This window comes from Microcoleus sp. FACHB-1515, from assembly GCF_014696105.1.
In the GTDB taxonomy this organism is placed as follows: domain Bacteria; phylum Cyanobacteriota; class Cyanobacteriia; order Elainellales; family Elainellaceae; genus JAAUTJ01.
In genome coordinates this window covers 1-20,754 of record NZ_JACJPO010000058.1, presented here as the reverse complement: position 1 = coordinate 20,754, position 20,754 = coordinate 1, and the positions used below count along the sequence as shown (strand labels likewise).

The 20,754-nt window shown below is 54.7% G+C and carries 16 protein-coding genes; 8 read left to right on the top strand and 8 right to left on the bottom strand.

Annotated features, from left to right (window positions below; all coding sequences use genetic code 11):
* Positions 1–206: 206 nt before the first annotated feature.
* Positions 207–590, bottom strand: a complete 384-nt coding sequence (locus H6F67_RS20110) for a translation initiation factor (RefSeq protein WP_190768425.1) — start codon at positions 588–590, stop codon at positions 207–209.
* Positions 591–655: 65 nt separating this feature from the next.
* Between H6F67_RS20110 and trpB the strand changes: the two genes are divergently transcribed.
* The 5 genes from trpB to H6F67_RS20085 are packed head-to-tail and all read left to right on the top strand — an operon-like array spanning position 656 to position 5,606.
* Positions 656–1,894, top strand: coding sequence for a tryptophan synthase subunit beta (gene trpB / locus H6F67_RS20105; RefSeq protein ID WP_190768424.1), 1,239 nt, complete (start codon positions 656–658; stop codon positions 1,892–1,894).
* The gene (locus H6F67_RS20100) at positions 1,894–2,466 is read left to right on the top strand and encodes a CAP domain-containing protein (RefSeq protein ID WP_190768423.1); all 573 of its coding nucleotides are present in this window, start codon (positions 1,894–1,896) and stop codon (positions 2,464–2,466) included. The genes trpB and H6F67_RS20100 overlap by 1 nt, the downstream gene beginning before the upstream one ends.
* Positions 2,466–3,104 (top strand): ribonuclease D, encoded by a 639-nt coding sequence (locus tag H6F67_RS20095; protein WP_190768422.1) that lies wholly within the window; start codon positions 2,466–2,468, stop codon positions 3,102–3,104. The genes H6F67_RS20100 and H6F67_RS20095 overlap by 1 nt, the downstream gene beginning before the upstream one ends.
* A gap of 21 nt (positions 3,105–3,125) precedes the next feature.
* Complete coding sequence (gene purT, locus H6F67_RS20090; RefSeq protein WP_190768421.1) at positions 3,126–4,310, top strand: formate-dependent phosphoribosylglycinamide formyltransferase; 1,185 nt, start codon at positions 3,126–3,128, stop codon at positions 4,308–4,310.
* Between the two features lie 18 nt (positions 4,311–4,328).
* On the top strand, positions 4,329–5,606 hold the full coding sequence (locus H6F67_RS20085; RefSeq protein WP_190768420.1) for a sugar ABC transporter substrate-binding protein: 1,278 nt from the start codon (positions 4,329–4,331) through the stop codon (positions 5,604–5,606).
* On the opposite strand, the gene cobN is transcribed toward H6F67_RS20085, so the two are convergent.
* Both cobN and gyrA read right to left on the bottom strand, forming a co-directional pair.
* Positions 5,595–9,272, bottom strand: coding sequence for a cobaltochelatase subunit CobN (gene cobN / locus H6F67_RS20080; RefSeq protein ID WP_190768419.1), 3,678 nt, complete (start codon positions 9,270–9,272; stop codon positions 5,595–5,597). The two genes, H6F67_RS20085 and cobN, sit on opposite strands and share 12 nt — an antisense overlap.
* Before the next feature lie 57 nt (positions 9,273–9,329).
* Positions 9,330–11,747, bottom strand: a complete 2,418-nt coding sequence (gene gyrA, locus H6F67_RS20075) for a DNA topoisomerase (ATP-hydrolyzing) subunit A (protein WP_190768418.1) — start codon at positions 11,745–11,747, stop codon at positions 9,330–9,332.
* A gap of 243 nt (positions 11,748–11,990) precedes the next feature.
* Here gyrA and H6F67_RS20070 point away from each other — a divergent pair, with 243 nt between their 5' ends.
* Positions 11,991–12,389: a response regulator gene (locus H6F67_RS20070; RefSeq protein ID WP_190768417.1), complete on the top strand. Its 399-nt coding sequence runs from the start codon at positions 11,991–11,993 to the stop codon at positions 12,387–12,389.
* A gap of 153 nt (positions 12,390–12,542) precedes the next feature.
* Entirely contained in the window at positions 12,543–13,703 is a 1,161-nt protein-coding gene (locus H6F67_RS20065; RefSeq protein WP_313926871.1) for a glycoside hydrolase family 10 protein, read from the top strand.
* A gap of 1 nt (position 13,704) precedes the next feature.
* Here H6F67_RS20065 and H6F67_RS20060 read toward each other — a convergent pair whose 3' ends face one another.
* The 3 genes from H6F67_RS20060 to H6F67_RS20050 form a co-directional block, all read right to left on the bottom strand.
* Entirely contained in the window at positions 13,705–14,592 is an 888-nt protein-coding gene (locus H6F67_RS20060; protein ID WP_313926870.1) for a tetratricopeptide repeat protein, read from the bottom strand.
* 254 nt (positions 14,593–14,846) lie between these two features.
* The gene (locus tag H6F67_RS20055) at positions 14,847–18,062 is read right to left on the bottom strand and encodes a glycoside hydrolase family 15 protein (RefSeq protein ID WP_190768416.1); all 3,216 of its coding nucleotides are present in this window, start codon (positions 18,060–18,062) and stop codon (positions 14,847–14,849) included.
* Between the two features lie 112 nt (positions 18,063–18,174).
* Positions 18,175–18,600, bottom strand: a complete 426-nt coding sequence (locus H6F67_RS20050) for an N-acetyltransferase (RefSeq protein WP_190768415.1) — start codon at positions 18,598–18,600, stop codon at positions 18,175–18,177.
* A 99-nt stretch (positions 18,601–18,699) separates the two neighbouring features.
* On the opposite strand from H6F67_RS20050, the gene hisA reads away from it, so the two are divergent.
* Positions 18,700–19,473 carry a 1-(5-phosphoribosyl)-5-[(5-phosphoribosylamino)methylideneamino]imidazole-4-carboxamide isomerase gene (gene hisA, locus H6F67_RS20045; protein WP_190768414.1) on the top strand — a complete coding sequence of 258 codons (774 nt, stop codon included), beginning with the start codon at positions 18,700–18,702 and terminating at the stop codon, positions 19,471–19,473.
* Here hisA and H6F67_RS20040 read toward each other — a convergent pair.
* On the bottom strand, positions 19,470–19,898 hold the full coding sequence (locus H6F67_RS20040; RefSeq protein ID WP_190768413.1) for a DUF2294 domain-containing protein: 429 nt from the start codon (positions 19,896–19,898) through the stop codon (positions 19,470–19,472). The two genes, hisA and H6F67_RS20040, sit on opposite strands and share 4 nt — an antisense overlap.
* 259 nt (positions 19,899–20,157) lie before the next feature.
* Positions 20,158–20,508: a CsbD family protein gene (locus tag H6F67_RS20035; RefSeq protein WP_190768412.1), complete on the bottom strand. Its 351-nt coding sequence runs from the start codon at positions 20,506–20,508 to the stop codon at positions 20,158–20,160.
* Between the last annotated feature and the right edge of the window lie 246 nt (positions 20,509–20,754).

Below are 20,754 nucleotides of genomic sequence, written 5' to 3'. Positions count from 1 at the left end.
AGCCATTATAGCGAGGCTGTCAACCGTTGCTCAGCGCAAATTGTCACTGCTCTGCTTACCAAATTGCGCGATCGCCCGTCGGTCACGGCACTGACATACCCCGATGAGCGATCGCCAAGCCACATCGTCTGGTCAAATTCTTGCGTCGATTCAGCCCTAGCCAACTTCTCGCCGCTCAAACAGCAACCGCTCAATTCCTTGCAAACCTACTTGCCCGATCCACCGCTCACTTTCGCCTTATAGCCAAGACCAACGAGAATTTGCGTGAGCTTTTGCGCGTGATCGCCTTGAATTTCAATTTCGTTGTCTTTCAGCGTTCCGCCTGCTCCACACTGCGCTTTCAGCTTCTTCAACAGTGCCGTCAGCGTCTCTTCATTCGACTGAAAACCAGAAATCACCGTGACGGTTTTGCCGCCGCGCCCTTTGCGAGACGCTTGGACGCGCAGATTTTGCTGATTGGGCGGCAGGTCTGGGGTGGCGCGTTCAAAGGCGGCTGGATTGTCACCAAATTCTGAGTAGACAATGCGATCGCGAGCTTGTGGAACGATATCGCCTTGAGATGAATTGGATTTGCGTTTTGCAGACGCCATAGCGATTTGCAAGTCGGAGACTTTCTTATAATAAGCGTTGTCCCCTTCGTTCTAGGCACAGCTTCGTGACACAAACTCCGCTCTCTCCCAATCAGCAGACCACCCCATCTACACCAGACGCGATCGGGCGGTTTGGACGCTTTGGCGGCAAATACGTTCCAGAAACGCTGATGCCCGCTTTGAGCGAGTTAGAAGCAGCCTTTTACGAATATCGACATCAGCCAGAATTTCAACTTGAATTGCAGGGCTTGATGCGCGACTATGTTGGTCGTCCGAGTCCTCTGTACTTCGCGGAACGATTGACTGAGCATTACGCCACTTCCAAAGGAAGTCCGCAAATTTACCTAAAGCGCGAAGACCTCAACCATACGGGAGCGCACAAAATCAACAACGCCCTCGCTCAAGTCCTGCTTGCCAAACGGATGGGCAAACAGCGGATCATTGCCGAAACCGGAGCCGGACAGCACGGCGTTGCCACTGCTACGGTTTGCGCCCGCTTTGGCTTGAACTGCATTATCTACATGGGCGTTCACGACATGGAACGGCAGGCGCTCAACGTCTTTCGGATGCGCCTGATGGGGGCGGAAGTGCGTCCGGTCGCATCGGGAACCGGAACGCTCAAAGATGCTACGTCGGAGGCGATTCGCGACTGGGTGACGAATGTCGAATCCACGCACTACATTCTCGGTTCGGTGGCGGGGCCGCATCCCTACCCGATGATCGTCCGAGACTTTCAAGCGGTGATCGGTGAAGAAACCCGCGCTCAGGCTCAAGAAAAATGGGGCGGACTGCCGGATATTTTGCTGGCCTGCGTCGGCGGCGGTTCAAACGCGATGGGACTGTTTCACGAATTTGTCAACGAATCCAGTGTCCGCATGATCGGCATTGAGGCAGCAGGTGAAGGTGTCGAAACGGGCAAACACGCCGCCACGCTGACGGCGGGACGAGTCGGCGTTTTGCACGGCGCGATGAGCTATTTGCTGCAAGACGAAGACGGACAGGTGATCGAACCCTATTCGATCAGCGCGGGATTGGACTATCCGGGTGTGGGGCCAGAACACAGCTACTTCAAGGATTCTGGTCGGGTGGAATACTACGGAATCACGGATGCACAGGCACTTGAAGGGCTTCAGCTTGTGTCGCGACTGGAAGGCATCATTCCGGCTTTGGAAACGGCACACGCGATCGCCTACCTCGATCGACTCTGCCCGGAACTTTCCGGCAGTCCGCGCATCGTAATCAACTGCTCCGGTCGCGGAGACAAAGACATGCAAACGATCGCCAGAGTTCTTAATCTCACTTGATGTTTCGACTATTCTCGATCGCTCTCACTGGAGCCACTGCTCTGCTTGCTTCCGGCTGGCTCCTGCTCTCTGAACAAACCGGAACCCCGCTCACGCCCACCGAATTTGCCGAACAGCTAGGCCGACTGCGCGATCAGGTGACTGATGTGCCGCCGCCCGCCGTTGCCGCTACCAGTCAATACGCCAATCTGGAACAAGCGGTTCACGATCAGGTAAACGAATATCGGGCTGAGCAAGGCTTACCACCGCTGACGCTCGATCCACGCATCAGCGAAATTGCCCGCCAGCACAGCGCAGACATGGCCGCAGGGCGAGTTGAGTTCGGTCACGCTGGCTTTGAAAGTCGGGTGCGATCGATCGCCCGTGCCGTTCCCTATCGCTCTGCTGCCGAAAATGTAGCCTACAACCAAGGCTACTCAACTCCAGTCGAGCAAGCCGTGCAGGGCTGGATCGAAAGTCCCGGCCATCGCGTCAACATGGAAGGACAATTTAACCTGACGGGAATTGGCGTGACGCGCACAGCCGACGGCAAATACTACTTCACGCAAATTTTTATCCGGCGATTGCTCTAATGGAATTTGAAGCCCAAAAAGAAGACTTCTTGGTTTGCGATCGCGACCTGCCCGACGATGCCCTCGATCAGTTTCTGGAAGCAGACTCGATCGCCGTTGATACCGAAACGATGGGACTTTTGCCGTTGCGCGATCGATTGTGCCTTGTGCAGCTTTGCAATCCGCAAGGCCAAGTTGCCGCCATTCGCATCGCTAAAGGACAGACGGAAGCACCGAATTTGAAGCAGCTAATGGAATCGCCCGCTTGTAAAGTGTTTCACTTTGCCCGCTTCGACATCACCACGCTGCGGCATCATTTGGGCATTCACGTCGCGCCAATTTTCTGCACGAAAATCGCCAGCAAGCTCGCCCGCACCTACACAAATCGTCACGGCTTGAAAGATGTGGTGATGGAACTGGAGCAAATTGAACTGGACAAAAGCGCTCAAAGTTCCGACTGGGGAAATGTGGCGAGCCTGTCGGCGCAGCAGTTGCGCTATGCCGCCAACGATGTGCGCTATTTGCTGAAGGTGCGATCGAAACTGATGGAAATGCTTCAGCGCGAAGACCGCTGGGAACTGGCGCAGGAGTGTTTCGCCTGTTTGCCGACGATCGCCTCGCTGGACTTGCTGCAATACCCCAATGTGTTTGAACATTAAAGCAGCGATCGAGGTGTTGAAATGACTGCAACTTGGGGAACGCCCTGCACGACTGAGGCCAAGCGTCTGCTGCTGCTCGGTTCGGGTGAATTGGGTCGCGAGGTGGCGATCGAAGCGATGCGGTTGGGCGTCGAAGTGATCGCCGCTGACGCCTACGCGAATGCGCCCGCGATGCAAATCGCCCACAAGTCCTCAGTGATCAATATGCTCGATGGCGACCAACTGCGCGAACTGGTGGAGCGTGAACAGCCCAGCTTGATCGTCCCGGAAGTCGAAGCGATCGCCACTGCCACGCTAATCGAACTGGAGCAAGAAGGCTGGCGCGTCATTCCCACCGCCAAAGCAACGCAGCTAACGATGAACCGCGAAGGCATTCGCCGATTAGCCGCAGAAGAATTGGGCTTGAAAACTTCGCCGTATCGGTTTGCGGATACCGAAACTGAATATCGAGACGCGATCGCTGCCCTTGGACTTCCCTGCGTCGTCAAGCCCGTCATGAGTTCGTCCGGCAAAGGGCAATCGATCGTGCGTCAGGAATCGGAAATCGAAACGGCGTGGAACTATGCTCACAGCGGCGGACGGACGAGGAGCGATCGCGTCATTGTCGAAGGCTTTGTCGAATTCGAGACGGAAATTACACTGCTAACGGTGAGGGCGATCGACGGGACGCATTTTTGTCCGCCGATCGGTCATGTCCAAATCAGCGGCGACTATCGCGAATCGTGGCAACCTTGCCCGCTCTCAGAAAGTACATTGCGAGATTGTGAGGCGATCGCGGCTCAAATCACCGAAGCGCTCGGCGGCTGGGGACTCTTCGGCGTGGAACTGTTCATTCAAGGCGAAACGGTTTACTTTAGCGAAGTCAGCCCGCGCCCGCACGATACCGGAATGGTGACGCTGATTAGCCAAAATCAATCGGAGTTTGAACTGCACGTGCGGGCAATTTTGGGATTGCCGATCGACCCGATTACGGTCATCCAACCGGGAGCCTCCGCCGTGATTCTGGCAACCGAGGCAGGCGAATCTCCGCGATATGAAGGCATCGATCGCGCCCTGCAAATTCCGACGAGCAAACTGCGAATTTTCGGCAAACCCAAAGCTTACAAAAATCGCCGGATGGGAGTTGCGCTAGCCTTGGGAGATTCGATCGAAGCGGCACGCGATCGCGCCAAAGCCTGCGCTGCTGAAGTTAAAGTGATTGTTTAACTCGAAGCTGACATTTTTATGAGAAGAAATTGGAAACAAATTGGCGTGTTTGCCCTGCTGGGATTGGTTTTAAGCTGGGCGATCGCAAGCTGTAGTCCCGGCGGGCAGGAGCGATCGACCTCGGCCAATCCGGAAGTCGAGTTTTGGACGATGCAGCTACAGCCGCAGTTCACCGACTATTTCAACCAGCTCATTGCCGACTTTCAAACCGAAAATCCGGGCGTGACCGTGCGCTGGGTGGATGTGCCTTGGGCGGATATGCAAAGCAAAATTCTCACCGCCGTTTCCGCCAAAACCGCGCCGGATGTCGTCAATCTCAACCCGGATTTCGCCTCGCAATTGGCCGGACGCAACGCTTGGCTCCCGCTCGATGACAAAGTTCCGGCTGACGTGAAGCAGCAGTATTTGCCGAAAATCTGGGAAGCGGGAACGCTGGACGGTCAAACGTTTGGGATTCCCTGGTATCTGACGACGAGCGTGGCGATCGTCAACACTGACCTGATGAATCAAGCCGGAATCGCCACGCCGCCCAAAACCTACGAGGAACTGGCAACCGTCGCCCGTCAGGTGAAAGAAAGAACCGGAAAATACGCTTTCTTCACCACTTTTGTACCGGAAGATTCGGCTGAGGTGATGCAGTCGTTTGTGCAGATGGGCGCAACGCTGCTGGACGATCAGGGCAAAGCCGCCTTCAACACGCCAGAAGGCAAAGCCGTTTTTCAATACTGGACGGATTTGTATAAAAATGATTTGCTGCCGCGTGAAGTGCTGACGCAAGGGCACAGACGGGCGATCGAACTCTACCAGTCCGGCCAAACGGCGCTTCTCTCAACGGGGCCGCAGTTTCTCAAGGCGATCGAAACGAATGCGCCTGCTGTGGCAAAAGTCTCGACTGCCGCACCGCAGATCACCGGATCAACCGGAGCGAAAAACGTCGCCGTGATGAATCTTGTCATTCCCCGCGACACCGATCAGCCGGATGCTGCCGTCAAGTTTGCGCTGTTTGTCACCAACAACGCCAATCAGCTTGAGTTTGCCAAAGCCGCAAACGTCCTGCCCTCGACGACAGCCGCTTTGCAAGATAGCTACTTCAAAACCGGAACGGCTCCACTTGACAAAGCCCGTCAGATTAGCGCCACGCAAATGACCGATGCCAGGCCGCTCAGCCCGCCGATCGCAGATGTGAAAGAACTGCAAAAAATCCTCTACGACAATCTGCAAGCCGCCATGCTCGATGAGAAATCAGTCGATCAGGCGATCGCAGATGCCGCAGAAGAATGGAATTCACGGTCGTAAGCCTGTTTCAATTCCAGCTTCGGCTTCCAGGGCGATCGCTCTCAACTGATCGAGCATCTGATCAGAAGCGGTCGCCCACAAGCCGCGCTGATTTGCTTCGAGCAAGCGTTCGGCCATGTCGCGCAGTGCCCAGGGATTTTTCTGCTGCACAAATTCCTGAACGGATCGATCGAGCAAATAAGCTTGAGCAACGCCGTCATACATGAAATCTTCAACACATCGGGCAGTCGCATCGTAGGCAAACAGATAGTCTACGGTCGCGGCTAGCTCGAATGCGCCTTTGTAGCCGTGCCGCATCGCGCCTGCAATCCACTTGGGATTCACGACTCGCGATCGATATACACGCGCAATTTCTTCTCGCAGCGATCGAACTTTTGGATTTTCCGGCAGGGCATGATCCCCAAAGTAAGTTTGCGGATTTTGGCCTGTCAGTGACCGAACGGCCACCGTTAAGCCGCCCTGAAACTGATAGTAGTCATCTGAATCGAGCAAATCATGTTCACGGTTGTCCTGGTTGTGCAGCACAATTTGCAGTTGTCGCAACCGCTGCTCGAACGCTTCTGGCGCAGCTTTGCCTTCCCCTGAACTGTAAGCGTAACTGCTCCAGTTGATGTAGGCTCGCGCCAAATCCTCCTCAGATGTCCAGTTTTGCGCGTCGATCAAGCCTTGCAGTCCGGCTCCGTATGCTCCAGGTTTTGAGCCGAAGATGCGGTAAGCGGCGCGATCGATCGCCTGCTCCTGGGTTAACCCTTCCGCCTGCCAAGCTTCCGTATCTTGTCGGATTTGAGCGGCGATCGGATTTTGGTCGGCAGGTTCATCCAGGGTGGAAACGGCCTGCACTGCCTGATGAAACAGCGTGATCAAATTGGGAAAAGCATCGCGGAAGAAGCCAGAAATCCGTAGGGTGACATCGACGCGGGGACGCTGCAAGACCGCAAGCGGCAAAATCTCAAAGTCAATTATCCTTCTTGCTGAACCGTCCCAAATCGGCTGAACGCCAATCAGAGCCAGCGCTTCGGCAATGTCGTCGCCACCTGTTCGCATGGTAGACGTGCCCCAGACCGAAAGGGCGATCGATCGAGGATATTCCCCGTTCTCCTGCGTATAGCGCTCGATTACCGCCTCAGCCGCCGCCCGCCCGACTGACCAAGCCGTTTCTGTCGGAATCGCCCGAATATCAACGGAGTAGAAGTTGCGTCCAGTTGGCAGAACTTCCGATCGCCCTCGTGTCGGTGCGCCCGATGCCCCACTGGGAACGTAGCCGCCATCAAGTCCGTGTAGGAGATTCGTGATTTCTTGCGGCGTTTGGCGGAGGGCGGGAAGGAGGGTCGTAGCGATCCAGTGAAGTTCGCGATCGACGAGAGTGTCGAGTGTCGGGTGTCGGGTGTCGGCTGATTGCAGCCAGTGATTGATCAGGTTGGCGGCGTCGTCTTCAAGGTGAGCGATCGCATCTCCGATCGTCCGCAGCGAATCAGAAAAAGGTTCGGTTGGCTCGGCAGTCAGCGGATCAAAATCCCAGCCTAGATCAAGCGCGATCGCCCGCGTCAACCCCAGCCGTCCCGCGCTTGGATGGCGAGCAATGGCGATGATCAAATCGCGCAACTGTCGATCGTTGGGACATTGGCCGAGAATATGCAGTCCGTCGCGGATTTGGGCTTCCTTGAGTTCGCACAAATAGCCGTCGGTGCGCGTCAGCAGGTTTGTCCAGTCGTCGGGGGAGATGGCGAGATCGGAGGTGAAATTTTCCTGTTGAATCAGCGAGATGATGCTCGATCGAATCAAGGGCAATCGGGTCGGGTCAAGGCTTTGCGCTTCGTAATACTCATCAATCAGATTTTCTAGCTGCTGAAGCGATCCGTACAGTTCGGCTCGCGTCATCGGAGGCGTCAGGTGGTCGATGATCACGGCTTGAGCGCGGCGTTTCGCCTGAGAACCTTCGCCCGGATCGTTGACGATGAACGGATACAGGTGCGGCAGTGCGCCGATCGCCACTTCGGGAAAGCAATTTTCCGAAAGCGCAACGCTCTTACCCGGAAGCCATTCGAGATTGCCGTGTTTGCCCACATGGACGATCGCCTGCGCTTGCCACTGAAGCCGCACCCAAGCGTAGAAGGCCAGATAGCGATGCGGCGGCACGAGATCCGGTGCGTGGTAGTTCAAGCTGGGGTCGCGATCGTATCCCCGCGCAGGCTGAACGCCGACAAACACATTGTCCAATTGAATTCCAGACACGATCAGATCTTCAGATGCGGGTACGCCCCAGCGATCGAGGACGGCTTGCTGAACCGCGAGAGGCAAACTGTTGAAAAAATCTGCGTAGATCGAGCGCGGCAAGGTTTGCGAAATTTTGCGCCAATCGCCTTCTGCATCGTTGGTGATGGTGGCAGTGAGGCGAGCAATCAGTTCGTCGCTGTCTTTCGGCCAATTTGAGATGGTGTATCCCGCTTCTGCCATTGCTTTAAGCAGTTCCACACAGCTTGCAGGCGTATCAAGGCCGACGCCATTGGCAAGACGAGCATCACGGGTTGGGTAGTTTGCCAGAATCAGGGCGATGCGGCGATCGCTCACCACTGTATTGCTTAACTTCGCCCAAGCTGCGGCAAGATCGGCAACAAAGGCGACGCGATCCGGCACAGGTTCATACACGACCACATCTGTTTCCAAAGCACTGCTTCTCGTTTGCACTGCTTTGAAAGAAATGGCACGAGTAATAATCCGGCCATCGACTTCCGGCAGGGCAACATTCATCGCCACATCGCGGGCGGAAAGTCCCTGCGTGGAATCTTGCCACTGCTCGATCGTGCCACCGCTGAGGATGACTTGCAGAATTGGCACATCCAGCGATCGCCACAAGTCCGGCGCATCCCCGTCAATCTGAGCCAGCGAAAAACTCGTCGCATTCAGCAAAACGGCCAGATTTCCAGACGAGAACTGCTGCAAAAGCGCCTGCTGCACTTCAATTTCGCGCAACGAGGACAGGAAAATCGGGACGGGCTGCAAGTGGCGATCGACCAACGCCGAACAGAGCGCATCGATCGCAGCGGTATTGCCGGAAAGGTAGTGCGATCGATAAAACAACACGCCGACCTGTGGCGCATCGGGATCGATCGACGCGGCAAACGGATAAATCCCCACTCGCGGAATCGGCTGCGGCGAGTCGATCGATCCGGGCAAGTTCAGGCTGATATTGCCGATAAATTTCAGCGCGTTGATGGTGTTTTCGATGCCGCCTTCGCAGAAATAGCGCCAAAGCTGATCGGCTGCGGCGAGAGGAACGGTGGAATGGCTGGCAAGTTCGGGATCGGGGCGATCGTCTCCTGGCAGCACCCACAAATCCACCTGGGTTTGTTCAGCAATTTGTTTTGCCACTTCCAGACCATACGGCCAGTAGGCGCGTCCACCCAGCAAGCGCAGCACGATCGCCTTGGCCGAACCGAGAACATTTTCGCCGTAATCGTCGATCGAAAATTGCTGCTGGAGGTTCAGCAAATTCGTGACGCGGACGGCAGGAAAGTCTGGTGGTAGCTGGTCGATCGCCTGCGCCAAAGTTTGAATCTCGGTGTCGGCGGCGGTGAGAAATACGATCGGGGCGGGCGTTTGCTCGATCGCCACAACGCCTTCAGCTTCAGGATTCCAACCGCCCGGAGCGGCAGCGATGCGGTGCATGAGAAAAGCCGTTAAAGGTGCTTTGACAGCTTATCGTAGGTCAGAATCGATCGACCCTTATGCCCCGCCCAAGACGGTCACAATCTTTTCAGCCTTGTTGAGCTTGAAAACGCGATCGCCTGCTCCTTCCTTACCACGCGGCTTCAAATCGTCCACTAAGAGCGGCAGGAGGCGATCGTCACTGGTCAAGACGTTGGCGTTGCCACTGGTGAGTCCGGCGATCGCATCCGTCTTCGTGGCGAACTGAATCGCCTGCATTCCCAATCCGCCGCGATTGGCGGGTTTGAGGACGCTGGCAGGTAGGCGTTTGGCGTAGCCGAGGCTGGTGATCAGCGTAAAGCTGGCAGTCGGTTCGATCGCCACACAGCCAACGATCGTTTCTTGCTTGCCGACGCGCATCGCCTGCAAGCCTTGCGTGGTGCGGGCTTGAATCGGTAGCTGTTCGTCGTTGAGCGCAAAGCTGAGCAGTCGTCCGCCGGATGCGGCGAGAATGATTTGGTCGTTCGGCTTTGCCAAGAGTGCAAGCTGAAGTTCGTCGTCGTCTTTCAGTTTGGCGGCTGTAAGTCCGCGTCCGGTCAGGTTCGTAAATTCATTCAGCGGCAAACGTTTGATCCGGCCTTGCTGCGTGAGCAGAATTAAATCGCGGCCTTGCGTTTCGGGTGTGAGAACGAACTGCGTCAGAACCGCTTCGGCATTGGGCAGGAGGGACGCGATCGCCGTTCCCTTTGCGTGGCGCGGCGTTTGCGGAATATCGCGAATGGCGATCGAATACGCTTTGCCGCTCTTCGTTAGCACCAGCATTTCCTGATGGGTGGTAGCCGATTCGATTTTCACGATCGGATCGTCCTCGTTGCCTTCTGCCTGTTTCTGCTTGGGAGTGCGACGACGGATATAGCCGCGCTGGGTGAATTCCAGGACGACGGGCTGTTCCGGTTCGCTGCTCACTTCCGGTTCGATCGCTTCCACTTCGATCGCGTCGGCCTGAATCCGAGTGCGGCGATCGTCTCCAAACTTGCGCTTCAACGCTCTGAGGTCTTTTTTCAGCGATTTGAGCAGCTCGCGGCGATCGCCCAGCAGCTTTCGCAATTCCTGCATCCGCTTGTTGAGTTCGTCAAATTCATTTTGCAAATTTTGCCGCTCCAGTCCGGTCAGTCGGCGCAAGGGCATTGAGAGGATCGCGTCAGATTGGCGATCGCTAAAGCCAAACTGCTCTTGCATCAAGCCTTTGGCCGTACTGCCGTCCGGCGCGTTCCGCAGAATATCGATCACGGCATCGAGGTTGGAGAGTGCGCCCAACAGTCCTTCGACCAGGTGCGATCGACTTTCGGCCTGATCGAGTTCGTACTGATACTGGCGCGTTAGAGTTGTTTCGCGGAAGTTGAGGAACTGTTGCAGCAGTTCGCGCAAGGGCAGTTGGCGCGGCTGACCGTCTACCAGGGCGAGCATGATCGCGCCGAAGTTAGATTGCAGCGGCGTTTGCTTGTGAAGCTGGGTGAGGATGCGCTGGGGAGACGCTTCGCGCCGCAGTTCGATCACGACGCGCATTCCGTCGCGATCGCTTTCATCGCGAATATCGGCAATCCCCTCGATTTTGCCTTGGTTCACCAGTTCGGCAATCTTTTCGATCCAGGCGGCTTTGTTGACCTGATAGGGCAATTCGGTGACGACGATCGCCGTGCGTCGATGTCGTCCGCGTCCGGCTGCAACTTCCTCAAAGCTGGCAATGCCGCGCATCGTAATCGAGCCGCGTCCGGTCGTGTAGGCTTCGCGGATTCCGGCTGTGCCAATGATTTCGCCTCCGGTGGGAAAGTCGGGTGCGGGGATCAAAGCGAATAAATCGTCGTCCGAGAGATCTGGCTGATCGATCAGGGCAACTAGACCGTCAATCACTTCCGAGACGTTGTGCGGCGGAATGTTCGTCGCCATGCCGACCGCGATCCCCGATGAGCCATTCAGGACGAGGAACGGCAGTTGCGCGGGCAAAACGATCGGTTCTTGCTGCGAGTTGTCAAAGTTGCCAATGAAGTCAACAGTGGCATCTCCGATTTCGCTCAGCATCGCTTCGTGACCGATCGCCGCCAGTCGCGTCTCCGTATACCGCATCGCCGCTGGAGGATCGTTGTCCACCGAGCCGAAATTTCCGTGTCCGCCCAGCAGAGGGTAGCGAGTTGAAAAGTCTTGAACCAGCCGCACCAAGGCATCGTAGACCGCTTGATCGCCGTGCGGGTGATATTTCCCCAGCACGTCACCGACGACGCGGGCGCATTTGCGGTAAGGGCGATCGGGCGTCAAGCCCAACTCGTGCATCGCGTAGAGAATGCGGCGGTGAACAGGTTTGAGGCCATCGCGCACATCGGGCAGGGCGCGACCCACGATGACGCTCATGGCATATTCCAGGTACGATCGCTGCACTTCGGTGTGCAGAGCGGTCGTAATCACCTGTCCAGATGGAAGCATGTTTAACTGTCTTGCCATGAGTCTTTTACCTTGCAAATCGTTTCGGTCGCGCTGAGAGCAGCAAATTAGAATATCAAGCTTTGGTTTCCTGGCCGAACCCTGGTTTAAGATTGTGGCGTTAAGGGCGATCGCCCGCGCGAGTCTCGTTCACCGCCGACGGTATTCCTAACACACTTTTCCCTGTCTCGCGTCCTTTGTCTCACAGTAATATCAAACCGCAAGGCTTGAAATGCTTCATTCCAATCAAAGCGGAGGAATTTGATGAGAACCGTTCTAATTGTGGAAGACGATTTAATCAATGCCAGAGTCTTCTCCAAAATTCTCACCAAGCGTGGTGGCCTTGATGTGAAGCATACCGAAGATGTCGAGGAAGTGATGCAGGTCGCTCAGTCAGGAGCTGCCGACATCATCTTGATGGATGTGTCGCTTTCGCGCAGCGTCTACCAGGGTAAACCAGTAGACGGCATCAAGATTACGCAGATGCTCAAGGCCGATCCGCAAACTGTAAATCTGCCGATCATTTTGGTGACTGCCCACGCGATGGAGGGCGATCGCGAAAATTTCCTCAAGCAAAGCGGCGCAGACGGCTACATCTCAAAGCCTGTTGTGGATCATCAGCAGTTTGTTGATCAAATTCTCGCCCTCCTGCCGCCCGAATAGCTGATCATCTTAAGTGCATACGTACTATTTTGACAAGTTTTTGATGAATCGGGAATTTGGTGCGGAAATCCCGTAGGATACTGGGTCGATGGAATCGCGCAACTTGAGCGATCGATCTGCGTCTCAATCCTCGTATTTCTTCGCACCTCTCCTGTGATTTCCCTCAAACTTAAACGCCGCCTTCTACCGCTGTTGCTGATCTTCAGCTTCGGGCTGGCGATCGCGCTTCAGTCCCCCAGCCTCGCCCAAACCACACCAACCGTCACGGAACTGCGCGGCGTTTGGCTCACCAACATTGACAGCGATGTGCTGTTTTCGCGCTGGAATGTGACGCGATCGATTCGTCGTCTGGCCGCGATGAACTTCAACACGCTCTACCCGACCGTGTGGAATTGGGGCTATACGCTGTATCCGAGTCGCGTGGCTCAGCAGGTGATTGGGCGATCGCTTGACCCGACTCCGGGACTTCAAGGACGCGATATGCTGCGCGAAGTAGTCGATCGCGGTCATCAGCGCAACATGGCCGTGATTCCCTGGTTTGAGTTTGGCTTTATGGCTCCTGCCGATTCCGACTTGGCAAAGCGGCATCCCACTTGGATCACGAGTCGGCGCGATGGCACACAAATCGTCATGGAAGGAACACATCCGCGAGTTTGGCTGAATCCGTTTTTGCCAGACGTACAGCAAACGATGCTGGCCTTCATTCGCGAAATTGTCACGAATTACGACATCGACGGCATCCAGTTTGACGACCACTTTGGGCTTCCGGCTGAACTCGGCTACGATGCCTACACGATCGGACTGTATCGACAGGAAACAGGCCGGACTGCGCCCGCCAACTTCCAAGATGCCGCTTGGACGCGCTGGCGAGCCGACAAAATTACGCAGTTCATGTCGCAGGTGTTTTTCGCGATCAAGGCGGTCAAGCCGGACTGCATCGTATCGGTTTCTCCGAATCCGCAGCAGTTTTCCTACAGTGCGTATCTGGCGGACTGGCAGCGGTGGGAACGCGCAGGCTACATCGAAGAACTGATCGTGCAGGTGTATCGCGACAGTTTGACGAACTTTGCTGCCGAACTCGATCGCCCCGAAGTCCGCGCTGCCCAAACACACATTCCCACCGCAGTCGGCATCTTGGCCGGACTCAGAAATCGTGACGTGCCGATCGCCCAAATTCGATCGCAAGTGCAAGCCGCCCGCGATCGCCGTTTAGCAGGCGTGTCGTTTTTCTTCTACGAAACGTTGGGACAGCGCGATCGCGACTTTCGATTCATGTTTCCCACTGCGGCAAGGCGACCCACACTAAGCAGCTAATTTACTGGGGCGGCGTTTCTGGAGAGGTTGCGGAGGTGTTCGAGCCAGTCAGACGGGCGATCGTGGCTTGCATCTGTGGCGTTTCGAGAAACTGTTGAGCTGCGGTTACGAGCCGATCGCCCCACAAGTTCTGCCGCTGAAAGTCTTCTTCAGCATATTGGATGTCGAGCGTTAGAGCGGTTTCGCCCAGTTGCAAGGCTTGCTCTTCGTCGCCCAATCCATAGTAGGCAACGGCAAGGGCAAGCAGCGGTTCGGCTTGCTGATCGTCGATTTCGAGGGCGGCTTGCCATTTTTCGATCGCGCCTTCGACATCGCCTTGTTCGTACAGCACCAGTCCGATGTTGTTGACGGCAGGCCAAAAGGTTTCATCGAGCTTGGCGGCTTGCTCAAACTGTTCGATCGCGTCGTCGTAGCGATTCAGCTTGTAGTAAGCATTTCCGAGGTCAAACAGCGCACCGGGAATGTCGCCTGTGACGCGCAGTCCGGCTTCAAGATAGCGGGCGGCTTCGGTGTAGTTTTCTTTTTGCAGGTAGGCGGAACCGAGCGAGTATAAGATCGCGGGGCTGTTGCGCTGAATCGAGTTGGCTTCTTGGAGGACGACGATCGCTCGATTCACCTCGTCAATTTCCAGATAAAGGTTGCCCAACAGTGCCCAAACATCGGGATTGTTGGGGGCAAGCTGGGTGGCAAGCTGGGCGCGAGGCAGGGCAAGATCGATGCGTTGAAATTGGGCAAGCTGGGCGGCTTCTTGGGCAAGGTTGAGTCCTTGCTCTTCGAGGCGATCGCTGTCAAGTTGCAGCACGTGCGGAACCAGTGCTTGGGCAGAGACGGGGGTGGCCGTGCCGCACATGATCAGCAGCAAAAGCGGAACCGCAAAACGCTTTGACACGATGTTTCAAGTGAAAAAACAAAAGGACTGTCAGATAGCTTAGTCGATTAGTGGGTGATTCGTCACAAGAAATTGCGGCGCGATCGATTGATTATCGAAGCGTGAGTGCTGGAGGGTGAGGGAGCGATACCGTTCCGCAAGCGGTAGTGGTATTTCGTAAAGAGTAGAGAAAAAGCTAAATTCTGAAAGCCTGACCTGACAACGCTTCTAAAAATGGTCATGATTCTCTGCTCCTTTAAGAAATAGGACTACCCTCACGCGCTGAGCTGGCTTAACTGGGTCAAATACCGCAAGGCTTCCGCAATGAAGCGGGCGCACAGGGCGGGCGAAGTTTCATAGAAATTGTGCCATGCGGTCGCTTTGTGTTCGTCATAGCTGTGAATGTGTTCGGGATGGCGATCGAGCCAGCACAGTCGAACCGCGTGACCGATCAAAACATCCAGCACGATCGAATCGTCGATTTGCAGGGCAGGGTTGCGCTGAGCGATCGCGGCTAGTTCCATCAGAGTTTCGATGTTCACCTGACGATATTCGGGCGCTTCAATTTTGTTCAGCAAATGCTCAACCCGCAAGGCGAAATTTTTCTCGCCCGGCGTCATTTCTGCCAAAATTAATTCGCTGTCGAGACGGTTACGACGCTCCAGCTTGTCACCAATTACCAAACCTTTGCAGTGCTGCATCACCTTCCAAACATTTGGATAAAATTCTTTGGGAACGCGATTGGTTGCACCGTCGCGCTGTCGTTGCTGCCGCCAGCTTTTCGCCGCAGGTTCGACCAGTTCGATCGCGCCAGTGGGAATTGACCATTCGATCGCCTGCTGCTGTCGAATATGCAGCGATTCTTGCTGAAGCAGCGTTTGATTATGTCCGGCATATTGCGCCAAAACCTGCCGCAACCGCGATTTCACTTCACAGGGACTAAGCTGCATCAGTTGTTCATAGGCTTCGTCTTGTGTCAGATTGAATTCTTGCGCGAGTTCGCTGGTAATTAACAGAATCAGATAGCCAACTCGTAAGGTTAATAGCCCATCAAACAGGTGTGGCTCGGCTTTGAGAAGGACGCTGAGATAGATCAAAATTTCTTGAGTTAAGGGGCGATCGCGAATATCTTGTCGCACAAATTCGCGAATTTTTTCCATCAGTTCGCCATGCGGCATCGGGCTGGTAATCAGCGAGGCTTCGCTGTAGGCTTTGCCGATCGCAATTTGCTTTTGCCGCACCAAAATATCCGTCACGGCATCCGACAAACCAATATCGACTTTGTTGAGCAAACCTGCTGCCCGCCGAATCACTGCCCACAGGCGAATTTGTCCGGCGTTGTTGTAAACTTCGTTGAGCAAATCGGCCACCGTCACCTTGATCCCAGGCCCACCAAAACCCGTATCAAAATCGAGTCCGCGTAGCCGAGTTAGGGTTTCGAGCAGTTCAATTTGTTCGTAAAGGTTTTCGGATTGTTTGAGGCTATCGAGCAGCAAATTGATGTTGGTTTCGCATTCGAGCAGAAATTCCTGCGTGGGGCTAAGAATGCCGTTGCGATCGAGTCGAAAAACCAAGTAGTGCGGTACGATCACCGGATGCTGTACCGAAGACTGCTTGAATTCAAAATTATGCAGAAAATCGACGCGCTCGGTTCCGGCTGTCAATAAAAGCTGGTGCAGTCGGCCTAGCTTGATCGTCACACCTTCGCAAATTTCTTCGCGCAGATCTTTCATCAAGCTCAGCATTGGAGAATTGATGTCAGCAAACATGACGTGCGTAAGCAGCAGCGTCAACGTTGGCCGACCAAGCTGATACCAATGTCGCTGAATGTAGGCGATTTCGCTTTTAATTTGATCGACCAAAAACTGATCGTCTAATGCAAGGTAAAACTGCTGCTGATCGAGCAGGGCGGGGAGAAAGACGATCGTTTCGCCGCGAATCTGAAAGACTCGCGAAGTCGTCAAGCTGCGTAAACGGCGAATCGGACGACCGGATAGTTTCAGCTTGTCGTTGCGGCCAATTTGCGAATAGATTGCCGAGAGTTCTCCAGCTTGCCGCACTTGAATTGGGGCGACCTGCTGCGGCGTTTGCGTGTCGATGCCATACGTTGCCAGTTCCGTTTGCAGGTCGGTATCTTCGGCTAGCAGCGCAATCTGCACGACGGGAGCAGGCTGATAGCCCAGTCGCAAATGTCGTCCCAGCGGATCGATATCTCCGATCGCCAACAACCCATCCCTTAGAAGTCGTCCCAGAATGTAGAGGCTCTGCGCCCAAACGAGCGGAATATTTTCGTTGGGAATGCGTAGCTGACTATGCGGGTTGGCGCGTTCGGCATCGAGTCGATCGCCCGGAACGAGATACAATTCCGGCAGCAAGCCCCAACCGTCCACTTCAATCAGCAAATTTTCGAGGCGGGCGGCGTAATCGTCGGCAGCGGTGCGATCGCCGCGAAACACAGCATCCAGCAGCAAATAGGTGAAAAACAGCGGCCATTCGCATTCGATATGCTCAAACTGCCTCAGTTCCCAAGGTTCGTAGTGCAGGCGGTGAATATCTTCAATCACCGTTTGATGTCCGTCGCGCAAAAACCGCTTGCAGCCGTATTTGCCTTGCAGCTTGCGGACGACATCGTTGCGAGTGCGATCGACCAAGCTCTCGGCCTCGATCGCAAACGCCGGATAGCTAATCACGCTGAGTAAGGCGGCATCGACTTCCTTGGAACTCGATTCGCGAGGCAGCAAGGATTCCAACGTCATGCGAGCGCGGGCAATTTCGTCGGGCAAAACGTGAATCACCGATGCCTGACTGCCGCGCACGCCAAACAGATCGAGTCCGTTGATCGCTTCCAGGGCGGCTTTTGCCATGCCGATCGAACTGGCATTCAGTTCCGGGTAGCCGTGATTGAGCTTATTTCCCCGTTCCCAGATGCCGTAATCGGGAGTGCGATAGGTGCGACCGATGTAGTAGACAAGATTTTGAATGAAATTGACTTCATCGATCGTGAAAATGATTTGCAGTCCCGATGCGGTCATCTGTGAGAGCATCAGCAGATACAGCGACGTGGCGTCTAGCTGCAAATGTCCCCATTCACCATCGCCCACGACCGTATCGCCCGTTTCCGTGTCGTATTTGGCGTGGAGCGCGTCGAGCGGAGCTTGTGTGGCTTTGAAAAATTCGACTTTGTGCGCCTGTCGCATCATCGCAAACAGCAAGCCGCGCATCAATTTCACGACGCTGTGTTCCAGTTCGTAGGCGCGTCCCTGATTGGCATCCAGCTTGCGATAGGCGATCGCCAATCCCCAAACAGCCAAAATGCTGTACACATTGTCGCGCACCCAAGCATCTGTGTAGTCGCCATGTGCGGTGATGGCAGTGCTGGCGGGCAGCAATCCCGTAATCGGACTTTGGCGCGACAGAATCAGCGCTTTGACTTCTTGGTAGTAGGCATCGAGCGATCGAGCGGTGGCAGCGGGGGAGCGATCGAGAGTCATAGCTGGCGGTGGCGAAGTCTTCTTCAATTCTGCCCCAGTAGAGATGACAGACTGTATTTCGTGCGACTTTATTATCGCCTGTTTGCCGAGTCGATCGAAAAGCCCTGCTTCGCTACAGCGCTTTCGTTAAGAAAAATCGGCTTTGTCCTTCAGGGAAGTTCGGAAGTTCTCCAAATATGACGTAGCCAAGCTTTTGATAAAATTCTGGGGCTTGAAAGCTAAAAGTATCAAGATAGGCATATTGACAGCCACGCTGAATTGCTTCGGCTTCTGCTGCTGCGATCAATGTTGTTCCATAACCGCTTTTTCTATAGAATTCATCTATCCAAAACACATCAATATACAGCCATTGCCAATAGGTACATCCAACTAATCCGCCGACCAATTTCTCATCCATGTCTCGAAGGAAAACGGCTAGCTTTTGGTAGTTTTGTTCACCAGCACAGCAATGATTGAATCGAATCAGTTGTTGAAGAATAAAATCCGCTTCATCCAATTTTGGTTTCGCTGTAATTTCGATCGATAGCTCTGGCTGCATTGCAGTTTCTTTGAGTAAAAACTGCCTTTATTTTAGGTGGAAGCGATCGAACGGACGCTACAATATCAAACTTGACCCGCCGCATCAAAAGGAGAAGACATGGACGTGATCCCCGCGATCGATTTGCTGGAAGGACGCTGTGTGCGACTGTATCAAGGCGACTATGCCCAGTCGGAAGTGTTCGACGAAAATCCGATCGCAGTGGCGCGGCAGTGGGTCGAGCAGGGCGCACAATGGCTACATCTGGTCGATTTGGACGGTGCAAAAGTCGGGCATCCGGTGAATCACGAGACGATCGCGGCGATCGTGCGGGCGGTCGATGTGCCTGTGCAGGTCGGCGGCGGCTTGCGGACTCGCGACAGCGTGGCGAATCTGCTGAAGCTGGGTGTACGGCGGGTGATTTTGGGAACCGTTGCGGTTGAACAGCCGGAACTGGTCAAGCAGGTGTGCCGCGAATTTCCAGGGCAAATTGTGATTGGCATCGATGCGCGGAACGGCAAAGTGGCAACGCACGGCTGGCTGGAAACGTCAGAAGTGGAGGCGATCGACCTTGCCCGACAGATGCAGCAGTCCGGCGCGAGCGCGATTATCTACACCGACATTCACCGCGATGGCACGATGCAAGGTCCCAACCGGGAAGCGCTCCGCAGCTTGGCCGAAGCGATCGAGATTCCCGTGATTGCTTCAGGCGGAATCAGTTCCGTCCGCGATTTACTCAGGCTCATGCCGCTCGAAACCATCGGCGTCACGGGAGCGATCGTCGGACGCGCCATCTACACCGGAGCCATTTCGCTCAAAGAAGCAGTGCAGGCAGTGGGGCCAGCCCGACTGATCGATGTGCCGCCGGATTTTGGGTCGTCCGCGATCGCCTAATCGAACGATGGCTCAGATGCGCCTTCGAGTCGATCGCGCTTCAGCTTTGGAATCGACTGCGGATCGCGAACGCTAGGCGGAGCCTGCAAAATGGCGGTTACGCTGGCATAGCCGCTGTCCAAATCGGCATCTACCAACACGGCCAAAACTTCTTGTTCAACAATTTGGGCAATTTCAACTTTGAGCGCATCTTTGATTGATTCTTGCAAATGTAGCCGCAGTTGCTTTGCAATTTCTGTTTTTCCACTGTCGATCAAAGTGCGTTCGGCAGGTGAAGTAGTGTCTTCCAGCACGATCGTTAAGCTTTCATCAAACATCTGACAAACTGCTTTCGCAGGCCGCTGCCCAATCCGATCGCGAAAAATCGTTTGAATGCGCTGTCCAAGCGCACGTTCTAATTGTCCTCTCGTCGGTTCAGCTACCATTTTAATTTCTCCTCACACGATCGCTGGGATTCACAGAGTTCACGGGATACTGATCGTAAAACAGGCGATCGCACTTTAACTTCTACCGATCGATAGCAAACCTCAATCACACTCAATACACAGCAGATGAAAATCGACGGATGAGCGATCGAACATAAGCAAACAAGCTGAACTGCCCGAAGACAGCTCAGCCTAACCTTTTGGATTAATCCGATTACGGCACTTTCAAGCAGCAAAGGCGCGATCGATCGCTACGAGATTAATCGTCGCTCTCAAAAAACTCCTTGACGCGATCGACTAGACTTTCGCCTTGCTCTTTGGCTTCACTTGTCGCATCTTCTAGGCGAGTTTGGGCTGCGCCTGTTGCTTGCTTGGCGCGACCCGCCACCTGATCAGCAGGACTACCCACTGCATCGCCATTTTCCTTTTGCATATAGCCTTCGAGTTCGCGATCGGCTGCTTCTGCTCGCCGCTCTATTTCGGTCGAAGCGACCAGTTGCGAATTGGACAAACTTGCAGCAATTGCCTTGGCTGGAACACTCACGAGCAAAACAATTACGACGGCAACGATCGCGATCGCCAACTTCCGACCCCGTTGAAACAAGCTCATCTCTAATTTCCTCAATTAAGCAATGGTTGACCTGAGAACAACAGCATTTTGCCTGTTCCAGGTACACAAGTTAACGAAGGGCGATCGCCCTGACATCTACTGAAAGATAGGCGAAAGAAAAAGTAACTTCGGCTACAGGCAGCCTAAATAGGATGTGAACAAATGGTAGGCTGAGGGTGTGCCTCAAACTCTACCCTCTCAGACAATGGAAACGCTCGAACAGTTTATTCAAAGTAACCCACATAC

Bases quoted from the DNA above. Each gene is read 5' to 3' on its own strand.
- H6F67_RS20110 (WP_190768425.1), bottom strand. From the start codon at position 590: ATGGCGTCTGCAAAACGCAAATCCAATTCATCTCAAGGCGATATCGTT.
- H6F67_RS20100 (WP_190768423.1), top strand. From the start codon at position 1,894: ATGTTTCGACTATTCTCGATCGCTCTCACTGGAGCCACTGCTCTGCTT.
- H6F67_RS20095 (WP_190768422.1), top strand. From the start codon at position 2,466: ATGGAATTTGAAGCCCAAAAAGAAGACTTCTTGGTTTGCGATCGCGAC.
- purT (WP_190768421.1), top strand. From the start codon at position 3,126: ATGACTGCAACTTGGGGAACGCCCTGCACGACTGAGGCCAAGCGTCTG.
- H6F67_RS20085 (WP_190768420.1), top strand. From the start codon at position 4,329: ATGAGAAGAAATTGGAAACAAATTGGCGTGTTTGCCCTGCTGGGATTG.
- cobN (WP_190768419.1), bottom strand. From the start codon at position 9,272: ATGCACCGCATCGCTGCCGCTCCGGGCGGTTGGAATCCTGAAGCTGAA.
- gyrA (WP_190768418.1), bottom strand. From the start codon at position 11,747: ATGGCAAGACAGTTAAACATGCTTCCATCTGGACAGGTGATTACGACC.
- H6F67_RS20070 (WP_190768417.1), top strand. From the start codon at position 11,991: ATGAGAACCGTTCTAATTGTGGAAGACGATTTAATCAATGCCAGAGTC.
- H6F67_RS20055 (WP_190768416.1), bottom strand. From the start codon at position 18,062: ATGACTCTCGATCGCTCCCCCGCTGCCACCGCTCGATCGCTCGATGCC.
- H6F67_RS20050 (WP_190768415.1), bottom strand. From the start codon at position 18,600: ATGCAGCCAGAGCTATCGATCGAAATTACAGCGAAACCAAAATTGGAT.
- hisA (WP_190768414.1), top strand. From the start codon at position 18,700: ATGGACGTGATCCCCGCGATCGATTTGCTGGAAGGACGCTGTGTGCGA.
- H6F67_RS20040 (WP_190768413.1), bottom strand. From the start codon at position 19,898: ATGGTAGCTGAACCGACGAGAGGACAATTAGAACGTGCGCTTGGACAG.
- H6F67_RS20035 (WP_190768412.1), bottom strand. From the start codon at position 20,508: ATGAGCTTGTTTCAACGGGGTCGGAAGTTGGCGATCGCGATCGTTGCC.